Source organism: Mesorhizobium sp. L-8-3, assembly GCF_016756615.1.
In the GTDB taxonomy this organism is placed as follows: domain Bacteria; phylum Pseudomonadota; class Alphaproteobacteria; order Rhizobiales; family Rhizobiaceae.
Window position 1 is genome coordinate 4849722 of the sequence record NZ_AP023262.1, and the last position, 20088, is coordinate 4869809.

The 20088-nt window shown below is 65.4% G+C and carries 15 protein-coding genes; 12 read left to right on the top strand and 3 right to left on the bottom strand.

Annotated features, from left to right (window positions below; all coding sequences use genetic code 11):
• Positions 1-642 precede the first annotated feature (642 nt).
• The 4 genes from JN302_RS22465 (at position 643) to prfB (ending at position 6626) form a co-directional block, all read left to right on the top strand.
• On the top strand, positions 643-1860 hold the full coding sequence (locus JN302_RS22465; protein ID WP_244845826.1) for an N-acetylmuramoyl-L-alanine amidase: 1218 nt from the start codon (positions 643-645) through the stop codon (positions 1858-1860).
• A gap of 245 nt (positions 1861-2105) precedes the next feature.
• Entirely contained in the window at positions 2106-4565 is a 2460-nt protein-coding gene (locus JN302_RS22470; protein WP_202305225.1) for a penicillin-binding protein 1A, read from the top strand.
• Positions 4566-4796: 231 nt separating this feature from the next.
• Positions 4797-5267 (top strand): VOC family protein, encoded by a 471-nt coding sequence (locus tag JN302_RS22475; RefSeq protein WP_202305227.1) that lies wholly within the window; start codon positions 4797-4799, stop codon positions 5265-5267.
• Positions 5268-5494: 227 nt separating this feature from the next.
• A protein-coding gene (gene prfB, locus JN302_RS22480) for a peptide chain release factor 2 (protein ID WP_202305229.1) occupies positions 5495-6626 on the top strand; the annotation gives its coding sequence in 2 pieces (ribosomal slippage) (positions 5495-5560 and positions 5562-6626; 1131 coding nt in all).
• Positions 6627-6911: 285 nt separating this feature from the next.
• Here prfB and JN302_RS22485 read toward each other — a convergent pair.
• On the bottom strand, positions 6912-8177 hold the full coding sequence (locus JN302_RS22485) for a M23 family metallopeptidase (RefSeq protein WP_244845828.1): 1266 nt from the start codon (positions 8175-8177) through the stop codon (positions 6912-6914).
• A gap of 531 nt (positions 8178-8708) precedes the next feature.
• On the opposite strand from JN302_RS22485, the gene JN302_RS22490 reads away from it, so the two are divergent.
• Positions 8709-11033, top strand: coding sequence for a Tex family protein (locus JN302_RS22490; RefSeq protein WP_202329236.1), 2325 nt, complete (start codon positions 8709-8711; stop codon positions 11031-11033).
• Between the two features lie 113 nt (positions 11034-11146).
• On the opposite strand, the gene JN302_RS22495 is transcribed toward JN302_RS22490, so the two are convergent.
• Complete coding sequence (locus JN302_RS22495) at positions 11147-11611, bottom strand: MerR family transcriptional regulator (protein ID WP_202329237.1); 465 nt, start codon at positions 11609-11611, stop codon at positions 11147-11149.
• A 107-nt stretch (positions 11612-11718) separates the two neighbouring features.
• Between JN302_RS22495 and JN302_RS22500 the strand changes: the two genes are divergently transcribed.
• From JN302_RS22500 to merB, 6 genes are read left to right on the top strand one after another with little or no spacing between them, the layout of a single operon-like run.
• Complete coding sequence (locus tag JN302_RS22500; protein WP_244741894.1) at positions 11719-12114, top strand: mercuric transporter MerT family protein; 396 nt, start codon at positions 11719-11721, stop codon at positions 12112-12114.
• Positions 12115-12130: 16 nt separating this feature from the next.
• Positions 12131-12427: a heavy-metal-associated domain-containing protein gene (locus tag JN302_RS22505; RefSeq protein ID WP_202329238.1), complete on the top strand. Its 297-nt coding sequence runs from the start codon at positions 12131-12133 to the stop codon at positions 12425-12427.
• A 1-nt stretch (position 12428) separates the two neighbouring features.
• On the top strand, positions 12429-12644 hold the full coding sequence (locus tag JN302_RS22510; protein WP_202329239.1) for a mercury transport protein: 216 nt from the start codon (positions 12429-12431) through the stop codon (positions 12642-12644).
• Between the two features lie 26 nt (positions 12645-12670).
• Positions 12671-14149 (top strand): mercury(II) reductase, encoded by a 1479-nt coding sequence (gene merA, locus JN302_RS22515; protein ID WP_202329240.1) that lies wholly within the window; start codon positions 12671-12673, stop codon positions 14147-14149.
• Entirely contained in the window at positions 14134-14997 is an 864-nt protein-coding gene (locus tag JN302_RS40000; RefSeq protein WP_446720673.1) for an AraC-like ligand-binding domain-containing protein, read from the top strand. Before merA ends, JN302_RS40000 begins: the two co-directional genes overlap by 16 nt.
• Positions 14998-15051: 54 nt before the next feature.
• Complete coding sequence (gene merB, locus JN302_RS22525; protein WP_202329242.1) at positions 15052-15855, top strand: organomercurial lyase; 804 nt, start codon at positions 15052-15054, stop codon at positions 15853-15855.
• Positions 15856-16099: 244 nt separating this feature from the next.
• On the opposite strand, the gene JN302_RS22530 is transcribed toward merB, so the two are convergent.
• Complete coding sequence (locus tag JN302_RS22530; RefSeq protein ID WP_202305240.1) at positions 16100-16567, bottom strand: peroxiredoxin; 468 nt, start codon at positions 16565-16567, stop codon at positions 16100-16102.
• A gap of 86 nt (positions 16568-16653) precedes the next feature.
• Between JN302_RS22530 and JN302_RS22535 the strand changes: the two genes are divergently transcribed.
• Entirely contained in the window at positions 16654-20082 is a 3429-nt protein-coding gene (locus tag JN302_RS22535; RefSeq protein ID WP_202329243.1) for a YhdP family protein, read from the top strand.
• The last annotated feature ends 6 nt before the right edge of the window (positions 20083-20088 follow it).

The following is a 20088-nucleotide window of genomic DNA, read 5'->3' on the forward strand; positions in this document are numbered from 1 at the left end:
CCCCGGCAGCCGTCAGCCGAGGCTTGCGGGCTCGAAAACCCTGCCTTGAACCTGTGGGGGCGGCGATGCCGGATAATGTGCGATCCGCAGGCAACGGGCTTGACGCGACAGACAAGCGGGCCGCCGCCGGTATGGCGCGGGATTTCCCGGTCTTGTCCACAGTTGCGTCTAACGCCATCCTGCCGCCTTGCGGAACCATTTGAACCAGGCCCGGAAACCGGACCAGCTATTATGCTCTTGCCAGAGCCGGCGCGGGACGTGCCGTCCCGACCGTTTTTCCTGCTCAGGGCGTCCGCCTCGGCATCGGCCCTGAAGAAACTCGACGGATCCGCCTTTGCTCCGCCGCGAGCGGTCGGAACCGATTTTCCCGGGCCTGAGCTGCCGAAGCGGCCGGAAGAACCCGGTCCCGAGCATTGCGATGATCCGGTGTCGCTTTTATGATTTGGAGCGGGTCATGGCAACCCCGGATTTCGATGCCGGCTAGGGGAGTTCCGCAACGGCACGTCGTGTCGAAAGGCTTGATTAACCATAAGCGTCTACCAGTCGGGGATGCTTCGTGCCGGGACGGGCGAACGGGTATGGTACGGATTCCAGCGGGGACGGTAAGGCTTCATGGATAGATGGGCGGCGAGAGGGTGCGGCATGGCGATCGCCCGGTCGCTGCGCGCGTTTCTTTCGCTCGCCCTGGCCGCATGGCTCGTCGCATCGGCGTCGACCGTCGCGACCGCCGAGCCGTTGAGGGCGACCGAATACAAGATGGCGGGGGATGCGGCGCGCATGCGCCTGGTGGTCCGCTTCGATCGCGAGCCGGAGCCGAACTGGTTCCTCCTTCGCGGACCGCATCGCCTGGTCATCGACCTGCCCGAGACGAATTTCGCGATCGAGCCGCGCGAACTGAAGGCGCGCGGCCTGATCAAGGGTGTGCGTTACGGCCTGATCGGCGAGGGCAGGTCGCGGCTCATTCTGACCAGCAAGGGACCGTTCGAGGTCGAAAAGCTCGATGTCGTCCGCAATGAGAACGAGCCGGGCTACCGCCTCGTCGCCGACATCGTGGCAAGTTCGGAGAGGCGTTTCGAGGAGGCGCTCGCCGCGCAGGTGGAGACCACCGGCTCGACTCATTCCGCGCCGAAGGGCGACCGGCTGGGCACCGCCGAGGCGAGGCAGGGCAAACGCTTCACGGTTGTCGTCGACCCCGGCCACGGCGGCATCGACGGCGGCGCGGAGGGGCCGAACGGAACGGTCGAGAAGACCATCACGCTGGCCTTCGCGCTCGAGTTGAGGGCCAAGCTCGCGGCAACGGGCCGCTATGACGTCTACATGACGCGGGAGAAGGATGACTTCCTTCGGCTCGACGAGCGCGTGCGCATCGCCCGGCAGCACGAGGCCGACCTGCTGATCTCGATCCATGCCGATACGATTCGCCTGAAGGGAATCCGCGGCGCCACGGTCTACACCGTTTCCGACAAGGCCTCGGACGCCGAGGCGCAGGCCCTGGCGGATCGCGAGAACCTTTCCGACCAACTCGCCGGGATCTCCATCGAGGAGCAGGATCACGAGGTCTCCGACATATTGGTCGATCTCATCCGGCGCGAGACCCACAATTTCTCCATCCGTTTCGCGCGCTCGCTGGTCGGTGAACTGTCCGACAACATCGAGATGATCAACAATCCGCACCGTTCGGCCGGCTTCCGGGTGCTGAAGGCGCCCGACGTGCCCTCCGTGCTGGTCGAGCTCGGCTATCTCTCCAACCCGCAGGACGAAAAGCAGCTTCGCGACGCCGCGTGGCGCGGCAAAGCCATCGACGGCATCATGTCGGCGGTCTCGCTCTTTGCCGAAGCCAAGATGGGTGCGGGCGGCTGACCGCCGCGGCGACAACCGCCGCGAGTGGCAAAACGTTGCAGCGGCGTCACAGTCCGTCATATAATCGACGTCAACCGATGGGGTTTCTTGAAGCTGCCGCATTTTGCCCACAACGGCGCGACAAGAGTTGACCACCACGGACCGGGGCGGTTACGGCGCAGATCGGCTGCGAACGGATTCTTCCAGGCCGTCGTGGTCCGGGAGTCTGTCGCGACTTTGGACGGGCTCTGGAAGGTGGAGCGGGCATGATACGTCTCATCGGATATTTCTTCGGCATCGGCGTGATGCTGGCGCTGGTCGCCGCGGCTGGCGTAGGCATCTATGTCGGCGGCTTGACCAAGGATTTGCCGGACTACGAGGTGCTGGCCAAGTACGAGCCGCCGGTGACCACGCGCGTCCACGCCTCGGACGGTGCGCTTATGGGCGAATTCGCGCGCGAGAGGCGGCTCTATCTGCCGATCCAGGCGGTGCCGGACCGCGTCAAGGCCGCGTTCCTTTCCGCCGAGGACAAGAATTTCTACAACCATCCCGGCATCGACGTGACCGGGCTTGCCCGTGCCGTCGTCACCAATTTCCAGAATCTCGGATCGGGTCGCCGGCCGGTCGGCGCCTCGACCATCACCCAGCAGGTCGCCAAGAACTTCCTGCTCTCGTCGGACCAGACGGTCGACCGCAAGATCCGCGAGATGATCCTGGCCTTCCGCATCGAGCAGGCCTATTCGAAGGACCGCATCCTCGAGCTTTATCTCAACGAGATCAATTTCGGCATGGGCGCCTACGGCATCGCCGGTGCCGCGCTCACCTATTTCGACAAGTCGGTCAACGAACTGACCGTCGCCGAGGTCGCCTATCTCGCCGCGCTGCCCAAGGCGCCGTCGAACTATCACCCGTTCCGCCACACGGAGCGCGCCATCGAGCGCCGCAACTGGGTCATCGACCAGATGGTCGAGAATGGCTATGTCGAGCGCGCCGAAGGCGACAAGGCCAAAGCCGAGCCGCTCGGCGTATCGCCGCGCCGCAAGGGCACGTACCTGTTCGCCGGCGAATATTTCACCGAGGAGGTTCGCCGCGAGATCATCGCCCGCTATGGCGAGAACGCGCTCTACGAAGGCGGGCTTTCGGTGCGCACCACGCTCGACCCGAAGCTGCAGCTCATGGCGCGCAAGTCGCTGCAGAACGGCCTGATCAAGTTCGACAGGCTGCGCGGCTATCGGGGCCCGAAAGAGAAGATCGACATATCGGGCGACTGGGGCGAGGCCCTGGGCAAGGTCAAGGGCCTGGACGACGTGCCGGAATGGCGTCTGGCCGTGGTGCTGGAGAGTTCCGGCGAAGGTGTCACGGTCGGCCTGCAGCCCAAGCGTGAGGTGTCGGGCGCGCTCGAACCGGCGCGCGAGACCGGCACCATCGCCGAGGCCGACATGAGCTGGGCCATGCGCCACCTCGTCGACGGCAAGCGCGTGAAGGCCAAGTCGCCGGCCGAAGTGCTGAAGCCCGGCGACGTCGTCTTCGTCGAGAAGAAGGGCGATTCCGGCTCGGCTTACGAACTGCGGCAGCCGCCGGAGGTGTCGGGCGGCATGGTGGCGATGGACCCGCATACGGGCCGCGTTCTGGCCATGGTCGGCGGCTTCTCCTTCGCGGAATCGGAATTCAACCGCGCGACACAGGCCTATCGCCAGCCGGGCTCCTCGTTCAAGCCGATCGTCTACGCGGCCGCGCTCGACAATGGCTACACGCCTGCCTCGGTGATCATGGATGGTCCGATCACGATCACGGTCGGCACGACTGTCTGGTCGCCGAAGAACTATGACGGAAAGGCCGCCGGCCCGTCGACGCTGCGCATGGGAATCGAGCGCTCGCGCAACCTGATGACGGTGCGGCTGGCAAACGACATGGGCATGAAGCTCGTGGCCGAATATGCGGAGCGCTTCGGCGTCTATGACAAGTTGAGCCCTGTCATCGCCATGTCGCTGGGATCGGGCGAGACGACGGTCATGCGCATGGTTTCGGCCTATGCGGTGATGGCCAATGGCGGCCGGCAGATCAAGCCGTCGCTCATAGACCGCATCCAGGACCGCTATGGCAAGACAGTGTTCAAGCATGACGAGCGCGGCTGTGAAGGCTGCGTGGCGACGAGCTGGGAGAACCAGCCCGAGCCGGAGCTGATCGACAATGCCGAGCAGGTGCTCGATCCGATGACCGCATATCAGATCACCTCGATGATGGAAGGCGTGGTCACCCGAGGCACGGCGGTGACGGTGTCGGAGCTCGGGCGCCCGATGGCCGGCAAGACCGGAACGACCAACGATGAGAAGGACGCCTGGTTCATCGGCTACACGCCGAACCTCGTCGTCGGCCTCTATATGGGCTACGACAAGCCGCAAGGGCTCGGCAAGGGCTCGACGGGCGGCGGCCTCGCTGCGCCGATCTTCAAGGAATTCATGGGCGAGGCGCTCAAGGACACGCCTATCGTGGACTTCAAGGTGCCAGACGGCATGAAGATGATCGCGATCAACCGCAAGACCGGCATGCAGGCTGCCGAAGGTGCTCAAGGCACGATCATGGAAGCCTTCAAGCCGGGCACCGGTCCCGCGGACAGCTACTGGGTCATCGGCATGGGCGAGGACGGCTCGAACGGTTCCGGCGAGGCGCTTTCGCCGCAGGCCGCCAAGGCTATCCGCGACAATTCCGGCGGCGGGCTCTATTAGCAGGCGTCTCGAACTTTCGATGTGACAATCGAGAACAGCGCCGCTCTGCCGGCGCTGTTTTTGCGTGCGCCAGGCGCTCGCCGTGCATGCCCGCGCTTGACGGCTGCTTGTCCTTATTGCATAACCATTTGGTTTTAGAACTCATTGGTTATCGAATAGGCTGTCGGCGCCTCGGTGAATTGAGGTCCGCGCGCCGCGCGCAGCAAGACATCCACCATCGGGAGAGGTGACATGCAGAAAATTACTCCGTTCTTGTGGTTCGACGGTCAGGCCGAGGAGGCGATGAAGTTCTACACATCGATCTTCAGGAACGCGAAAGTCGGCAATGTCAGCCGTTACGGCGAGGGCGGCCCCGGGCCGGCCGGCAGCGTGCTGACGGCGTCGTTCGAACTCGAAGGCCTGGAATTCACGGCGCTGAACGGCGGTGCGTTCCACAAGTTCAATGAAGCCGTGTCGTTCAATGTCAGTTGCGACGACCAAGAGGAGGTCGACTACTTCTGGGACCGCCTTTCAGAAGGCGGGCAGATCCAGCAATGCGGGTGGCTCAAGGACAAGTTCGGGCTGTCCTGGCAGATCGTGCCGACGGCCTTGCCGCGGTTGCTCGGCAATCCGGATCGCGAGAAAGCCAGCCGGGTCATGCAGGCCATGCTCCAGATGAAGAAGATCGACATTGCCGCCCTGGAGCAGGCATCCGCCGTCTGACCAGACTATTGCCGTGGCCGGAGCGTGCCGACGATGAAACCGTATCGCGATGGGCGGATGAACGCCGTCCGCCCATTTCGCTTTACAGGCGGCGGACCCATCCCTATGGTCCGCGCCACTTCAACGGCCCCGGCGTCGCGTCCTGCCCGACTTTGCTGAAGCCCCGATCCGGGGTGTCGGCGATTCGGGTTGCACGACGCAGGGACAAAACCAAGAACGGGCACGCTATGCGTACGGAAACCCAAATCCTGGTCGACGAGATCAAGCAGGCCATAAGCTTGCTGAGGAGGCATCTTTGACTGGGACCAGGCAATCAAGAGACTGGACTATCTGAACAATCGCGCCGAGGACCCCAGCCTCTGGAACGATCCCCAGGAAGCGCAGAAGCTGATGCGCGAGCGTCAGCAGCTCGATGACGGCATCAAGGCGATTGGCGGGCTCGGCCAGGCGCTCGAAGACAATATCGGCCTGATCGAGCTCGGCGAGGAAGAGGGCGATTCCGGCGTCGTCGCCGAGGCGGAAGCGGCGATCCGTTCCCTGTCCGGCGAGATCAAGGCGCGCCAGATCGAGACGCTGCTGTCGGGCGAGGCCGACGCCAACGACACCTATCTCGAAGTGCATGCCGGCGCCGGCGGCACGGAGAGCCAGGACTGGGCCTCGATGCTGATGCGCATGTATACGCGCTGGGCCGAGCGGCGCGGCTTCAAGGTCGAACTGCTGGAGATCCATGACGGCGAAGAGGCAGGCATCAAGTCGGCCACGCTGCTCGTCAAGGGTCACAACGCCTATGGCTGGCTGAAGACGGAATCGGGCGTGCATCGCCTCGTCCGCATTTCGCCCTACGACAGCAATGCGCGGCGGCATACATCCTTCGCCAGCGTCTGGGTCTATCCGGTCATCGACGACACGATCGATATCGCTGTCTCCGAAGCGGATGTCCGGATAGATACCTATCGGGCGTCGGGCGCCGGCGGCCAGCACGTCAACACGACCGATTCGGCGGTGCGCATCACGCATCTTGCAACCGGCATCGTGGTGGCCTGCCAACAGGAACGCTCACAGCACAAGAACCGGGCCACGGCTTGGTCGATGCTGCGTGCGCGCCTCTACGAGCTGGAACTGCAGAAACGCGAGGAGAAGGCCAATGCCGAGGCGGCCTCCAAGACCGACATCGGCTGGGGCCACCAGATCCGTTCCTATGTGCTGCAGCCCTATCAGCTCGTGAAGGACCTGCGCACCGGCGTGGAAAGCACCAGCCCGCAGGACGTGCTCGACGGTGATCTCGATTCCTTCATGGAAGCGTCGCTGTCGCAGCGCATCGAGGGCGGCGCCGGACAGCCGATCGCCGACATCGACTGATATCAACGAACTGGATGTTGATACATCCAGTGGGGTGGATGCTGCGGCATCCACCCGGCCTCAGTCGCCGGCGCTGCCCTCCAGACCGCTTGGCTTTCACGCCACCGGATCGGCCCGAAAATCGTATTCGATTTTCGGAAAGCACGATGCGGCACCTAATAGTGGCAGAGCATCCTTCTCGCGTCCAAGTGGACGTGCGGCGCTCTGACTGGCGCGGACCACGCGGTCGCGCACTCCAACGGTCGATTTCATCGACGATCGGTATGGTCGGAAGCCGGTCGAGTATCAGAGGTACCGGCCGAGCTTTCGGCCGGTCTTCAGGAAGCGGACCGGATCGAGCGCGTCGCCATCCTTGCGGATCTCGTAATGGAGATGCGGACCGGTCGAGCGACCGCTCGAGCCGACATCACCGACGATGTCGCCGGTGGCCATCGCCTGACCGACCTTGACGCGCACCTTGGACAGATGCGCGTAGCGCGTCGAGAAACCGTTGCCGTGGTCGATCTCGACCATGCGGCCATATCCGCCGTTCCAACCCGCCTTGACTACCGTGCCGGGCGCGGCCGCCCGCGCCGGCGCTCCAGCAGGGGCGCGGAAATCCAGCCCCGAATGCATGGCCGGCATGCCGATGATCGGATCGCGGCGCACGCCGAAGCCGCTCGACACGCCCTGGCCGGGTGCCGGGTTGGCGAGCGGGAAGCGCCGGGCTTCCTTCTTCATCGCGTCGAGATGGTCGAGCGCCTCGTCCAGCTCCTTCACCCTGGTGTCGAACATGGTCGCGCTGCCGGCCGCGATCAGCGGACCGCCCACGCCCTGCTTGCCATATTCGGAATCGACCGGCAGGCCCGCGCTTTCGAGCGCTTCGGCGATGGTATCGGCGGTCTGTGAAGCATCTTGCGCGAGCGAGGTGATGCGGGCGAGCTGCTCGCTTTCGATGGCGCGCAGCGACTGGTTTATGGCCACGAACAGCCGGTCGGCATGGTCGGCGGCGGAACTGTCGTTTGCCGATCCGGTGCGCGGCGACCACAGCGCGAAAGGCGACGGCGCGGTCGTTGCAGCGGCGGCATAGGCGAGGGCGTCGGGCGCATCGAGCGTGGCTCTAAGATCGGGCTTGTCGGAAGGCACCGGAGGGGACGCATCCTTGCCCATGGACCTGGCGCGTTCCAGGATCGGGCCGATGCGGCCGTGCCGCTGGCTGAGCTGCGTCTGACGCTCCAGCAGCTCCGATACCTTGTTCTCCATCACCTGCTGGTCGAGCAACTGGCGGCTGGTGATGCGGTCGACCTGGGCACGAAGCGAGGAGATCCTGTCCTCGTAGGCCTGCTGCATGCGCGCCTGGCGCGCCGCGGCCGCGCCGATCAGATCGTCTCGCAGCACCAGATAGGATGTCGCCAGCAGATAGCCGATGGCGGCAGCGGAAAGCACGGAACCGGCAAGGGCGGCGACCCAGGGCCTGACGGTGAAGTGCCTGATCACGTCGCCATGCGCGATGATGACGGTGTGCGGCTCCTTGCGCTTGCCGAAGACGGCTGACTGACCTGGGGCTTTCACGGGACTCGACGCTTCTCAATCGTTGCGGTGACAGCGCGTCGATTACACATTGTTAGGGTTAACAAAGGCTTTTCGGCCAGAGGCCAAACGCAGCCGCGAAGCGATCCCGTGAGGCGGGGAAGCCCGCCCTTCCGGACGGGCTTCGATTTTCAGGTCGTCAGTCGAGGAACAGCCAGAGCAGAATGATGATTGGAATCGGGATGCCGAGCATCCAGAGCAGGATCGAACGAAACATGGGTTTCTCCTCGGTCAAGATATCGTCCCGCGGGCGCATCGACTGACGACGCGGCCGCGCTATCTCATTGTTCAGGCAAGGGAATCGTCCCTGAAACAGCTTCGGGCTCCAGACCCTATGCCCAAGCCAAACGCCGAAGGTTGGCCATGGTTCCGGTCTGGAAACATCGTCTTGCGCTCGAGGACGGACGAGGAGCGCTTTCCTGTGGAGGGAGATTCCGGCGCACCTCCCCACAAATGGCATTTTTGCGCGATTGAACCTATGGTCGCCGCCCGATTGTGGAACGTGGGACCGACATGGCAGCAGATATCAAACGCATCGCCGCGCTGATTGCCGGCGAGATCGGCGCGAAGCCCGACCAGGCCGCCGCGGCGATCGGCCTCCTCGATGAAGGCGCGACCGTGCCCTTCATCGCGCGCTACCGCAAGGAGGTGACCGGCGGGCTCGACGACAGCCAGTTGCGACTGCTCGCCGAGCGGCTGATCTATATGCGCGAGCTCGACGCCCGGCGGGACACGATCCTCGAATCGATCCGCGGCCAGGGCAAGCTGACCGACGAGCTTGCCGAGAAAATCGCCGCGGTGGCGACCAAGTCGGAGCTCGAGGACATCTATCTGCCTTACAAGCCGAAGCGCCGCACGCGCGCCGAGATCGCCCGCGAGCGCGGCCTCGGGCCGCTGGCCGAAGCAATCCTCGCAGACCGCAGCGCGGTGCCGGCCGAACTGGCCGCCGGCTATCTCACCGACGACGTGCCGGATGTGAAGACAGCGCTCGACGGCGCGCGCGATATCATTGCCGAATCCTTCGCCGAGAACGCCGAGTTGCTCGGTCGCCTTCGCAACTACATGAAGGACAAGGCCTTTCTGCGCGCCAGGGTGATCGACGGCAAGCAGGAGGCGGGCGCCAAGTTCTCCGACTATTTCGACCATGTCGAGCGCTGGGCAACGGTGCCGAGCCACCGCGCGCTGGCGATGCTGCGCGGCCGCAACGAGGACGTGCTGACGCTCGACATCGAGGTCGACGCCGACGACGCCTCGGCGGTCAAGCCGGTGGAGCGGATGATCCGCGAGACCTATGCGATCGGCAAGCAGGGCGCCGGCGACGAATGGCTGGCCGAGGTGGTCGGCTGGACCTGGCGGGTGAAGCTCACGCTGTCACTGTCCCTCGATCTCATGCGCGAATTGCGCGAACGCGCCGAGGACGAGGCGATCCGGGTTTTCGCGCGCAACCTGAAGGACCTGCTGCTGGCGGCACCCGCCGGCTCCCGCGCCACGATGGGTCTCGATCCCGGAATCCGCACCGGCGTGAAAGTCGCTGTCGTCGACCAGACGGGCAAGCTGCTCGACACTACCACGGTCTATCCATTTCCGCCGCGAAACGACGTTCGCGGCACCCAGGCCGAGCTAGCGACCCTGATCGTCAAGCACAGGATCGAACTGATCGCGATCGGGAACGGCACCGGCAGTCGCGAGACGGAGCGGCTGGTCGCCGACATGCTGTCGCAAATGCCGTCGCCGAAGCCGTTGAAGGTGATTGTCAGTGAGGCCGGTGCGTCCGTCTATTCCGCCTCGGAGACGGCGGCGGCCGAATTCCCGAATCTCGACGTGTCACTGCGCGGCGCCGTATCCATCGCGCGCCGGCTCCAGGACCCGCTCGCCGAGCTGGTGAAGATCGAACCGAAGTCGATCGGAGTAGGCCAGTACCAGCACGATGTCGACCAGTATCGCCTCGGCCGTTCGCTGGAGGGCGTCGTCGAGGACGCCGTGAACGCGGTGGGCGTCGATCTCAACACGGCTTCGGCCGCGCTGCTCGCTCGCGTCTCGGGCCTCGGCTCATCGCTCGCCGAGGCGATCGTGGCGCATCGCGATGCGACCGGACCCTTCGCCAGCCGCCAGGAACTGCTGAAGGTGAGCCGGCTCGGCCAGCGCACCTTCGAGCAATGCGCCGGATTCCTGCGCATCCCGAACGGCAGCGAGCCGCTCGATGCTTCAGCGGTGCACCCGGAGGCCTACGGCGTCGCCAAGAAGATCGTCGCCGCCTGCGGCCGCGACGTCCGCTCGCTGATGGGAGACAGTGCCGCGCTCAAGGGGCTCGATCCGCGCCTTTTCGTCGACGATCGCTTCGGACTGCCGACCGTGCGCGACATAATCGCCGAGTTGGACAAGCCCGGGCGCGACCCGCGGCCGGAATTCAAGACCGCGACCTTCGCCGAGGGGGTCGACGACATCAAGGATCTGAAACCGGGCATGGTCCTGGAGGGCACGGTCACCAATGTCGCGGCCTTCGGCGCCTTCGTCGACATCGGCGTGCACCAGGACGGGCTCGTCCATGTCTCGCAACTCGCTGACAGGTTCGTCAGGCATGCGCATGAGGTGGTGAAGGCCGGCGACGTCGTGAAGGTGCGCGTCGTCGAGGTCGACATCAAGCGCAAGCGCATCGGCCTCACGATGCGCAAGCACGATGACGGCGGGGCGGGCAGGCCGGAACAGAGAGGCGACAGGTCGCAGCCGCGCATGTCGCCTGGCCGGCCACCGCAGCGCTCCGACGGGGGCCGCGGGAGAGAGCAGCAGCAAGGTGCCTTCGGTGCGGCTTTCGCCGAGGCGCTCAAGCGCAAGCGGTAGGAACCCCCAGTGGTTCATGCCGGTCGCGGGCAGGGAGCCCGCGACCGCGCCGGAGCGATCACACGCCAAGGTTGCAAGTGGCGCGCGTGCTCGGCCGCATGCAATTTGCCAGTTCATCCATGAAGGCCGGGCCGACGCGGCCTTTCGCGCGAGATTGCCGACTGCTCCTGGAACAGCGCCTCGATGAGTGGACACTCCGGTCGCGCGCCGTCGTCGCATTGCGCGACCATTTCCTCGAGCACCCTCTCCATGCGCTTGAGATCGGCAATCTTCGCGCAAACGTCCGCGAGGTGGTCGGCGGCCAGGGTGCGCGCTTCCGCGCAAGGCTGATCGCGCTCATCGACGAGACGCAGCAACTCGCGGACTTCGTCGATGGAGAAGCCGAGGTCGCGCGCCCGCAGCACGAAGCGCAAGCGTCGCTCGTGCCCCGTGTCGTAGCTCCGATAACCGGCCGCCGTGCGCGGCGGCTCCGGCAGTAGGCCAATCTTCTCGTAATAGCGCACGGTCTCCAGATTGCAGCCCGTCCGCCGGGCGAGCTCGGCCCGGCGCAGGCCCTTCACCACGGCGTGATCATCCATTCGCGAAATCCCTCTTGACCCTGTAGTTGCTACAGACCGCATGGTACGGCACGGACAGGATTTCGGCAAGGAAAGCGAGATCGGACATGGATACATCGAGACCCGGAATGGCGACTATGACAACCACCGACGCGCCCGCGACGGGGCGGGACGAGGTCACACGGCAGCGCCTGGTTGCCGTCGGCGGCATTGTCGGTGCGATCGCGGCCTCGTCCTGCTGCGTTATCCCGCTCGTCCTGTTCAGCATCGGCATCGGCGGCGCCTGGATCGCCAATCTGACGGCGCTCGCACCCTACAAGCCCTTCTTCGTCGCCGGAACGGCGGGCATTCTCGGCTACGGTTTGTATCTCGTCTACTGGAAGCCGCGGCGGGCCTGCGCCGATGGCGCCTGCGTGCGCCCGGCCCGCAATCGCCTCGTGCAAGTCGCGCTGTGGTTTGCGGCGGCCCTCGTCGCGGCCGCCTTTGCCTTCGACTATGTCGCACCGCGTCTGCTCGGTGCCTGAGACCAGGGAGCCCCCTATGAAAAAGAGTTTGCATGCTCTTGCCTTGATCGCGTCGGTAGCGGCCGCGCCGTCCGCCTTCGCTGCCGAGCGCACCGTCATCTTCGCCGTCGACAACATGACCTGCGCCTCCTGCCCCTACATCGTGAAGACCTCAATGGCGGCGGTCCCCGGAGTGACGAAGGTGGCCGTCTCGTTCGAGGCGAAGACCGCGACCGTGACCTTCGACGATGCCAAGACGACCCCTGATGCCATCGCCGCAGCCAGCATGAATTCCGGCTATCCGGCACGCCCGACGCAGCAGCAAGGCAGCTGACATGAATGACCGTGACCTGATCCGCACCGGCATTGCCAGCGGCTCGGTCGCTGAGATCTGCTGCGCGAAGCTGGTCCTTGTCGTGCTTCCACCGCTTGTCGGTCCGAGCACCTGGCTTGCCCGTGCTGATTGGATGGCGCTTCCGACGGCCGTGAGCCTCGGGCTCATCGCCTGGGGCCTTTACCGGCGCCACAGCCAAGCCGCCTGCTGCGAGTAAGAGATTCACGAGGAGAGCCTGAAGCCATGAACGATTGTTGTGCATCCTCTTTTTCTCACGACAACGTAACGGCTTCCGAACCCGCGACGCTGCCGAATGGCCGAAACCATGGCTCCTACGACCTTGTGGTGATCGGCGCCGGCTCCGCCGGCTTCTCCGCCGCGATCACGGCCGCAGATCAGGGCGCCCAGGTGGCGCTGATCGGCAGCGGCACCATCGGCGGTACCTGCGTCAATATCGGCTGCGTGCCCTCGAAGACGCTGATCCGCGCCGCCGAGACGCTGCACAATGCTCGGGCCGCGGCACGTTTCGCCGGTATCACGGCCGAGGCCGACCTGAACGACTGGCGGGGAACCGTTCGGCAGAAGGACGCGCTCATTTCCGAGCTGCGTCAGGCCAAGTATGTGGACCTGCTGCCGGCCCATGACGGCATCGCCTACCGCGAAGGGCCGGCCCGGCTGGTCGATGGCGGTGTCGTGGTGAACGGCACGCGCATTCCCGCCGGTAAGATCATCATCGCGACCGGTGCCCGGCCGGCGGTTCCCGCCATCCCCGGCATCGAGACGGTGCCGTATCTCACCAGCACGTCGGCGCTCGACCTCGGGGAGCTTTCTCGATCGCTGATCGTCATCGGCGGCGGCTATGTCGGGGCTGAACTCGCCCAGCTGTTCGCTCGCGCCGGAGTCAAGGTGACGCTCGGCTGTCGCTCCAGCCTGCTGCCGCAGGCCGAGCCCGATATCGGCGCCGCGCTGGCGAGGTACTTCGCCGACGAGGGCATTAATGTCGTCTCGGGCATCGCGTACCGCGCGATCCGCAAGACCGAGAACGGCGTTTCCCTCGCGGTCGCACGGGACGGCCGGGAGACGACGATCGACGCCGATCAGGTGCTGATCGCCACCGGCCGCTCGCCCAACATCGAAGGCCTTGGCCTCGCCGAGCACGGGATCGCTCTCTCGCCGCAGGGCGGTATCATCGTCGACGACCACATGCGCACGTCCAAGTCCGGCATCTATGCTGCCGGCGACGTCACTGGCCGGGACCAGTTCGTCTATATGGCCGCCTATGGCGCCAAGCTTGCGGCAAAGAACGCCCTCAACGGCGACAGCCTCCGCTACGACAACAGCGCCATGCCGGCCATCGTCTTCACCGATCCGCAGGTGGCGAGCGTCGGGTTGACTGAGGCCGCAGCGCGCGCGGCTGGGCATGCCGTCCGTGTCTCGACGATCGGTCTCGACCAGGTGCCGCGCGGGCTCGCCGCCCGCGACACCCGCGGGCTTATCAAGCTCGTCGCCGACGCCGGCAGCGGCCGGCTGCTCGGCGCGCATGTGCTTGCGCCAGAGGGGGCGGACAGCATCCAGACGGCCGCACTGGCGATCCGGCAGGGCCTCGCTGTCGACGATCTCGCCAATATGATCTTTCCGTATCTGACCACTGTCGAGGGCCTCAAACTCGCCGCCCTGGCCTTCGAGAAGGACATGGCGAGGCTTTCATGCTGCGCCGGCTAGACCGTTGGTCCGGCGACCTGAACGGCCACGGCTGTGCGCGGTCGCTGAACGCCCTCGACGGACCGGGATTTGCGGTTCGCGAGGCCGCTTATCGTGCGGCCACCACCGTTCCGGTCGAACCGCTCCAATGGCTGGGGCTGTGCCTCACGCTCGACGGGAGCTACCAGGTGGGCTGGGGGCGAAGGCGGCTCAACTCCGGTCCGGCATCACTCATCTTCCTTCCGGCCGGCCAGGCATATGCCGCTCACATCTCGCACGAAGGCAGCCACTGCCTGACGGCGGCTATCGACCCGGCGCTGCTCCGGAACGCGTGCGACACCACCCTTGATGTCGAGCTCTTGAACACGGCACGTCGGGCGCCGCCACACTGGCTCGCCTTTCAACTGCGCCGGGAGATGGAACTGGCAGACGATCTGTCGCCTGCCTCGGTTGCGCATACGCTTGTCGCACTCCTCTCTGAACTCTTCGAGCGTCCTGGTCTCGAAGCGCGGGGCGCACCACCGCCGTGGCTGGAACGCGTGCAGGAGCAGATCCACGACGAGTTCCATCGGCACCACACGCTGGAGAGCCTGGCGCGCGCAGCCGGTGTCCGCCACGTACACCTTGCCCGCGAGTTCGGCGACGCTTCGGATGCACGATCGGCCACTACGTCCGCCAGCGACGCGTTGAGTTCGGCTGCCATCGTCTCGCGGCTTCGCTGGACCCGCTCTCCGAGATCGCTCTCGATGCCGGCTTTGCCGACCAGAGCCATTTCACCAACACGTTTCGGCGCCTGGTCGGCATGTCGCCGGGCGTGTTCCGCTCGCGCTTCTTCGAGCCTCCACGGTGGCCGAGGATGTAGGTGTTAATCCGCTTCAAGACGGGTCGCCACCACTGGGGTTAGATCCCAGCCACGCGAGGCGATGCACCGCGATTGCAAGCTCGCCGGACCGCCGGTCACCAGGCCGACGGTCATCCCGAGGCCGGTGGATTGCCCGGACGGCTCGCTTGCCGGCGTGCGTCCAGAACAGAACCTCATGACACGGAACGAGATCATAACTGCGGACGATCTGTGGGAGGCGGCATGCAGCCACTTCCCGTCGTTTTCCCGCGAGGGACAGCGGGTCGGCCTCGTGCTTCTTCAGGAGTTGGCCGGGGGCGAGCCCGTGGCCATCGCTCAGCTCGCGCAGGCGCTCGGCACGCCTTTCGAGATGGCAGAGGCGCTCGTGACAGACTCGGCACTGAGCCCGTTCATCCACAAAGGCGACGACGGCCGAATCCAGGGCTTCTACGGGCTCTCGGTGAGGCCTACGCATCACCAGCTAACGATCAATGGACGCAGATTGTGGGCGTGGTGCGCGCCGGATACGTTGCTTTACCCGGAACTTCTCCGCGGAACCGTCGCGGTCGAGACGCGGGATCCCGAAACGGGCGAGTTGGTCCGCCTCACGGTGTCGCCCGACCGCATCGAGGCCGTGAAGCCGAAGGACGTCGCGGTGTCCATACGCCGCCCGGAAGCGTGGGATGCCACGTCGGCGGCACGGATCATGGCAACCGCCTGCCATTTCAACTTCTTCTTCGCTTCGCGGGAATCGGGGGAGCGCTGGGTGGAGAAGCATCCCGAAACCGTCCTGCAGCCGCTCGACGCGATTTACGCTTTCATGAAGCGCATCAACACGCATCTCTTCAATGCGGAACTGGCCCGGCTCCGGGCGGATGCGGCGTAAGTGGAGGACGACGACTATGGCACGCGCAGGACCGATCAACCAGCGATGAGCGAGGTTCCGGGGGCCAGAGTCTAGCGCCGCCCCCGGGCTCACTGCAAAAATCGGCGCCCCTGGCGCCTTGTTGATCGGGCTTTCGGAAGGGGATGACGACCGCGCTCCCAGTGAAGCCTTCAAGGAAGTGGTTCCATACGATCCGGGCGGCGATATTCCAGCCTGGCGGCGTCGCCGCCGGCTTGCGCCGGCGTCAGAGCGCTTTGACGGCGGCCAGAACCTCTTCCACATGGCCGCGCAGCCTGACATTGCGCCAGATGCGCGCGATGGTGCCGTCAGGCGCGATGAGGAAGGTGCTGCGCACCACACCCATATATTTGCGTCCGAACATCGTCTTCTCGGCCCAGACGCCATAGGGCTCGATGGCCTTGCGCTCCTCGTCGGCGCCGAGATCGACGGTGAGCTTGTGCTTTGTCTTGAACCTGTCGTGCTTTCGCACACTGTCGGGCGAGACGCCGACGATGACGGCGCCGGCCCTCTCGAAATCGGACCGCGCTTTCGAGAACTCGATCGCTTCCGCGGTGCAGGTTTCGGTGTCGTCCTGCGGATAGAAATAGAGGACGACCGCTTTTCCGCCAAAATCTGAGAGTTTCAGGGTGCCGCCGCCGTCACGAAGCAGCTCGAATGAGGGTGCCTTCTGGCCCGTCTTCAATTCAGGCATGACAATCTCGCTCTTGGGTTACGCGCGAAGTCATGCAGTTATAATAGGGCGGCGGATTCGTCCACGGCAGGTTGGCAGGAGATTGGTTGGAGCAAGAGCTTCAAAGGCACGAAAAGGTGCGGTTCCGGCGTGAAGACATCACGGGCCTGCATACTTTTCCATCCGCCATCGGTCAGGATTTCTGGACGCCCAGGCGACCGCTGCACAGGCAGGCGCTAGGCTTCTGCGCGGGTGCGCTTGCCGCCGTCGTCGCAATAATCGCCTTCGTGGTCGGTGCCATATATTTCGTCGGCATATCGGGCATCAGCTCGGACAGCTTGCGCGGCGAGGCGGAGGCGGCGGTCGAGCGGCTGCTCGGTGCCGACGTGGTGGCGACGCTCGGGCCGGCCAGGCTCTCCTTCGACAGTTCGCGCTTCCTTGCCGTCGAAATGGATGACGTCCGCTTCGCCGTGCCTGGAACCGGCAAGGCCGATATCATCGAAGCGGGAAGCGTGCGTTTCGGCATCAGGGTATTGCCGCTGCTGAGCGGCGAGCTCAAGCTCGGCAATGCCAGGATCGCCGACGCGACGATCGCCGCCGCAGCCATGCCTGCGGGCGACGGTGTGGACTGGATGGCCCCCCTCGCCAACAAGGATGGCCTGCTCGATCCCGATCGACTGGTGGATGTGGTATTCGCAGGCGTACATCGCGCGCTCGACGTTTTTGGAGCGGGCTCGACGCGCAGCATCGAACTCGACAACATCACGGTCGCGTTTCCCGACACCGGGAGCCTGCGTCGCCTGGAAATAGCCCGGGCCTCCCTGCACCAATCGCTCACCGGCGGGCTCGTCCTGTCGGCCGAACTGGCCGTGGACGGCCGCGAGATCGCCATGGAAGGAACGGCCAGCCGCGACAAGGTAACGCGCAGGGTCGACGCGCTCGATTTCACCGTGTCTTCCCCCGGACTCGGCGTGCCTACACCGCCTGCGCCAGAGGGTGCCCAGGAGACGCGACGCGAAACCGCCATCGGTGATGTCGGGATGAAGATCACCGGGGCGGAAGGAATCGGCGGTGAGGCCTCGCGCCTGGCCGTTGCACTCACGGTGGGTGATTCCGTCGTCCGCATCGACCCGCGCAACCACAGCCTCGACGCCAGCCTCACCATGGCCGCGACGATGATCTCCGGCTCCGGCAAGCTCGAGATCGAGCGCGCGACCCTCATCTCCGGGCGCTCGCATTTCCGGTTCCACGGCGCGGTCGGACCCAAGCCGCGTTCCGATCCTGCGGAGGCTCCCGTCTATCGCTACGAACTGGTGAGCGACGGCTCGACGCTCGCACCGCCGGATTCGCCCGAGCCGTCACTCAGCCTCGTCGCCCGGCTGGGCGGGACCTACGACGCGGCTGCCCGACACCTCGAGGTCAAGGACATTGGCGTACGGACCCAGGGTGGCGAGATGCTGGGCACGGCGGCCTTCGATTTCGTCCCGGGCAAGTCTCCGGGCATGTTCCTGGCGCTAACCCTGCCGGATATGCCGGCGTCCCACGTCAAGCAACTCTGGCCATGGGTCGCGGCAGCGCCGGCGCGGCGATGGGCGCTCGGCAATCTGTTCGGCGGCCATGTCTCGGACGGCCGGCTCCAGTTCCGCGTTCCGCCCGGGCGGATCGGCAACGGCGTGCCGCTGTCGGGCGACGAGATTTCGGGCCAGTTCCGTATCGCGGGCACCCGCTTCGACCTGACGGGCCGCGTGCCGCCGATGCGCGACGCCGTCGGCACCATCGATTTCCGCGGCAACGAAGTCGACATCGCGCTTTCTTCGGGAAGCGTCTATCTTCCGAGCGGACGCACGGTCGCCGCGAGCAACGGCACGCTGACGATCCGCAAAGCCAATGTCCCCAAGGTCATCGGGGCGCTCGACATGAATGTCGCCGGCGACGCGCAAGCGGTGGCCGAACTGGCCTCCTACGAGCCGATCGATGCCATGCGTCGCATCGGCATGACGGCGGACGAATTCTCCGGCGAAGTATCCGGCAATGTGAAGGCGGACATCCCTCTGAGCAAGGCCGCGCAAGGCGAGAAGCTCGATTGGATCGTCGCGCTGGATTTCAAGAATCTCGCGCTGACGCGCGCCTTCGACGGACAGTTGGCGACCGAGGCCGACGGAACCATCACCATCGATCCGACGAAGGCCGTGATCGACGCCAAGGCCAAACTCAATGGCGCGCCGGCCGACATCGACATCGTGGAGCCGATCGGCGGCAGCGACGTAGGCCGCGCGCGCGACATCACGATCACCCTCGATGACAAGGCGCGCGAGAAGCTCGCTCCGGGCCTCTCGACGCTGGTCAGCGGTCCGGTCAAGCTCGCGTTCAGTTCCGGATCCGACAATGCCGATAGGCACATCGAGGCGGACCTGACCGGCGCCAGGCTCGACATCCCCTGGGCCGGATGGAGCAAGGGCCCCGGCGTCGCCGCCGAAGCGAGCTTCCGGATGCGGAGCACCGGCGGAACGACGACGCTTTCGGATTTCAAGCTGGGCGGAAAGTCGTTCGCCATAGCCGGCGAGATCGTGCTCAACGGAGGAGAATTGTCGTCCGCGCGTTTCGACACGGCCCAACTCAATCGTGGCGACGACGTGCGCGTCACGATCAAACGCAACGGCAAGGGCTACCAGGTCGACGTCAGGGGCAGGGCACTCGATGCCCGTTCCCTCGTCAGGCAATTCACCTCCGATGCAAAAGGCACCGAGGCGGCTTCAGGGTCGTCATCCGTGTCCGTGACCGCCGACGTCAAGTCGCTCATCGGGTTCCATGGCGAGCGGTTCTCCGACGTAAAGCTCGACTATGCCGGCAAGGGCAGCCGCGTCGTTGCCTTGAAGGTGTCGGCCGTCACGTCGGGCGGCAAGACGGTCACGGTGAGCAACGGCACCGACGGCGGCCGCCGGACGATGGAGATGCATTCGGCCGATGCAGGCGCGGTGCTGCGTTTCCTCGACATCTACCAGCATATGGAGGGCGGGACGATCCGGCTGGCGCTGTCGGGCGAGGCGGACGGTCCAATGCGCGGCCAGATGGACGCCACGGATTTCTGGGTGGTCGACGAGCCGAGGCTCGCGTCGATCGTGGCGACCACGCCCCCCGGGGACGATCGCAGCCTCAACCAGGCGGTGAAGCGCAACATCGACACTTCGCGCGTGAAATTCGAACGCGGCTTCGCGGTGATCGACAAGGCGCCGGGCAGCCTCGTGCTCGACCATGGCATGCTGCGCGGGCCGCTGATCGGCCTGATGTTCCAGGGAACGCTCTATGACAAGGCCAGCAAGATGAACATGACCGGCACGTTCATGCCGGCCTACGGGCTGAACCGGATCTTCGGCGAAATTCCGCTGGTCGGGCAGATCCTCGGAAACGGCCGCGACCGCGGGCTTATCGGCGTGACATTCCGCCTGTCGGGCGACGCCAATTCGCCGACGCTGCAGATCAATCCGCTGTCGGTGATCGCGCCGGGAATATTCCGCTCGATATTCGAGTTCCGCTGACGGCTG

Excerpts from the sequence above, each read along its gene's own strand:
- JN302_RS22465 (WP_244845826.1), top strand. The coding sequence starts at position 643 with ATGGCGATCGCCCGGTCGCTGCGCGCGTTTCTTTCGCTCGCCCTGGCC.
- JN302_RS22470 (WP_202305225.1), top strand. The coding sequence starts at position 2,106 with ATGATACGTCTCATCGGATATTTCTTCGGCATCGGCGTGATGCTGGCG.
- JN302_RS22475 (WP_202305227.1), top strand. The coding sequence starts at position 4,797 with ATGCAGAAAATTACTCCGTTCTTGTGGTTCGACGGTCAGGCCGAGGAG.
- JN302_RS22490 (WP_202329236.1), top strand. The coding sequence starts at position 8,709 with ATGGCAGCAGATATCAAACGCATCGCCGCGCTGATTGCCGGCGAGATC.
- JN302_RS22495 (WP_202329237.1), bottom strand. The coding sequence starts at position 11,611 with ATGGATGATCACGCCGTGGTGAAGGGCCTGCGCCGGGCCGAGCTCGCC.
- JN302_RS22500 (WP_244741894.1), top strand. The coding sequence starts at position 11,719 with ATGGCGACTATGACAACCACCGACGCGCCCGCGACGGGGCGGGACGAG.
- JN302_RS22505 (WP_202329238.1), top strand. The coding sequence starts at position 12,131 with ATGAAAAAGAGTTTGCATGCTCTTGCCTTGATCGCGTCGGTAGCGGCC.
- JN302_RS22510 (WP_202329239.1), top strand. The coding sequence starts at position 12,429 with ATGAATGACCGTGACCTGATCCGCACCGGCATTGCCAGCGGCTCGGTC.
- merA (WP_202329240.1), top strand. The coding sequence starts at position 12,671 with ATGAACGATTGTTGTGCATCCTCTTTTTCTCACGACAACGTAACGGCT.
- JN302_RS40000 (WP_446720673.1), top strand. The coding sequence starts at position 14,134 with ATGCTGCGCCGGCTAGACCGTTGGTCCGGCGACCTGAACGGCCACGGC.
- merB (WP_202329242.1), top strand. The coding sequence starts at position 15,052 with ATGCACCGCGATTGCAAGCTCGCCGGACCGCCGGTCACCAGGCCGACG.
- JN302_RS22530 (WP_202305240.1), bottom strand. The coding sequence starts at position 16,567 with ATGCCTGAATTGAAGACGGGCCAGAAGGCACCCTCATTCGAGCTGCTT.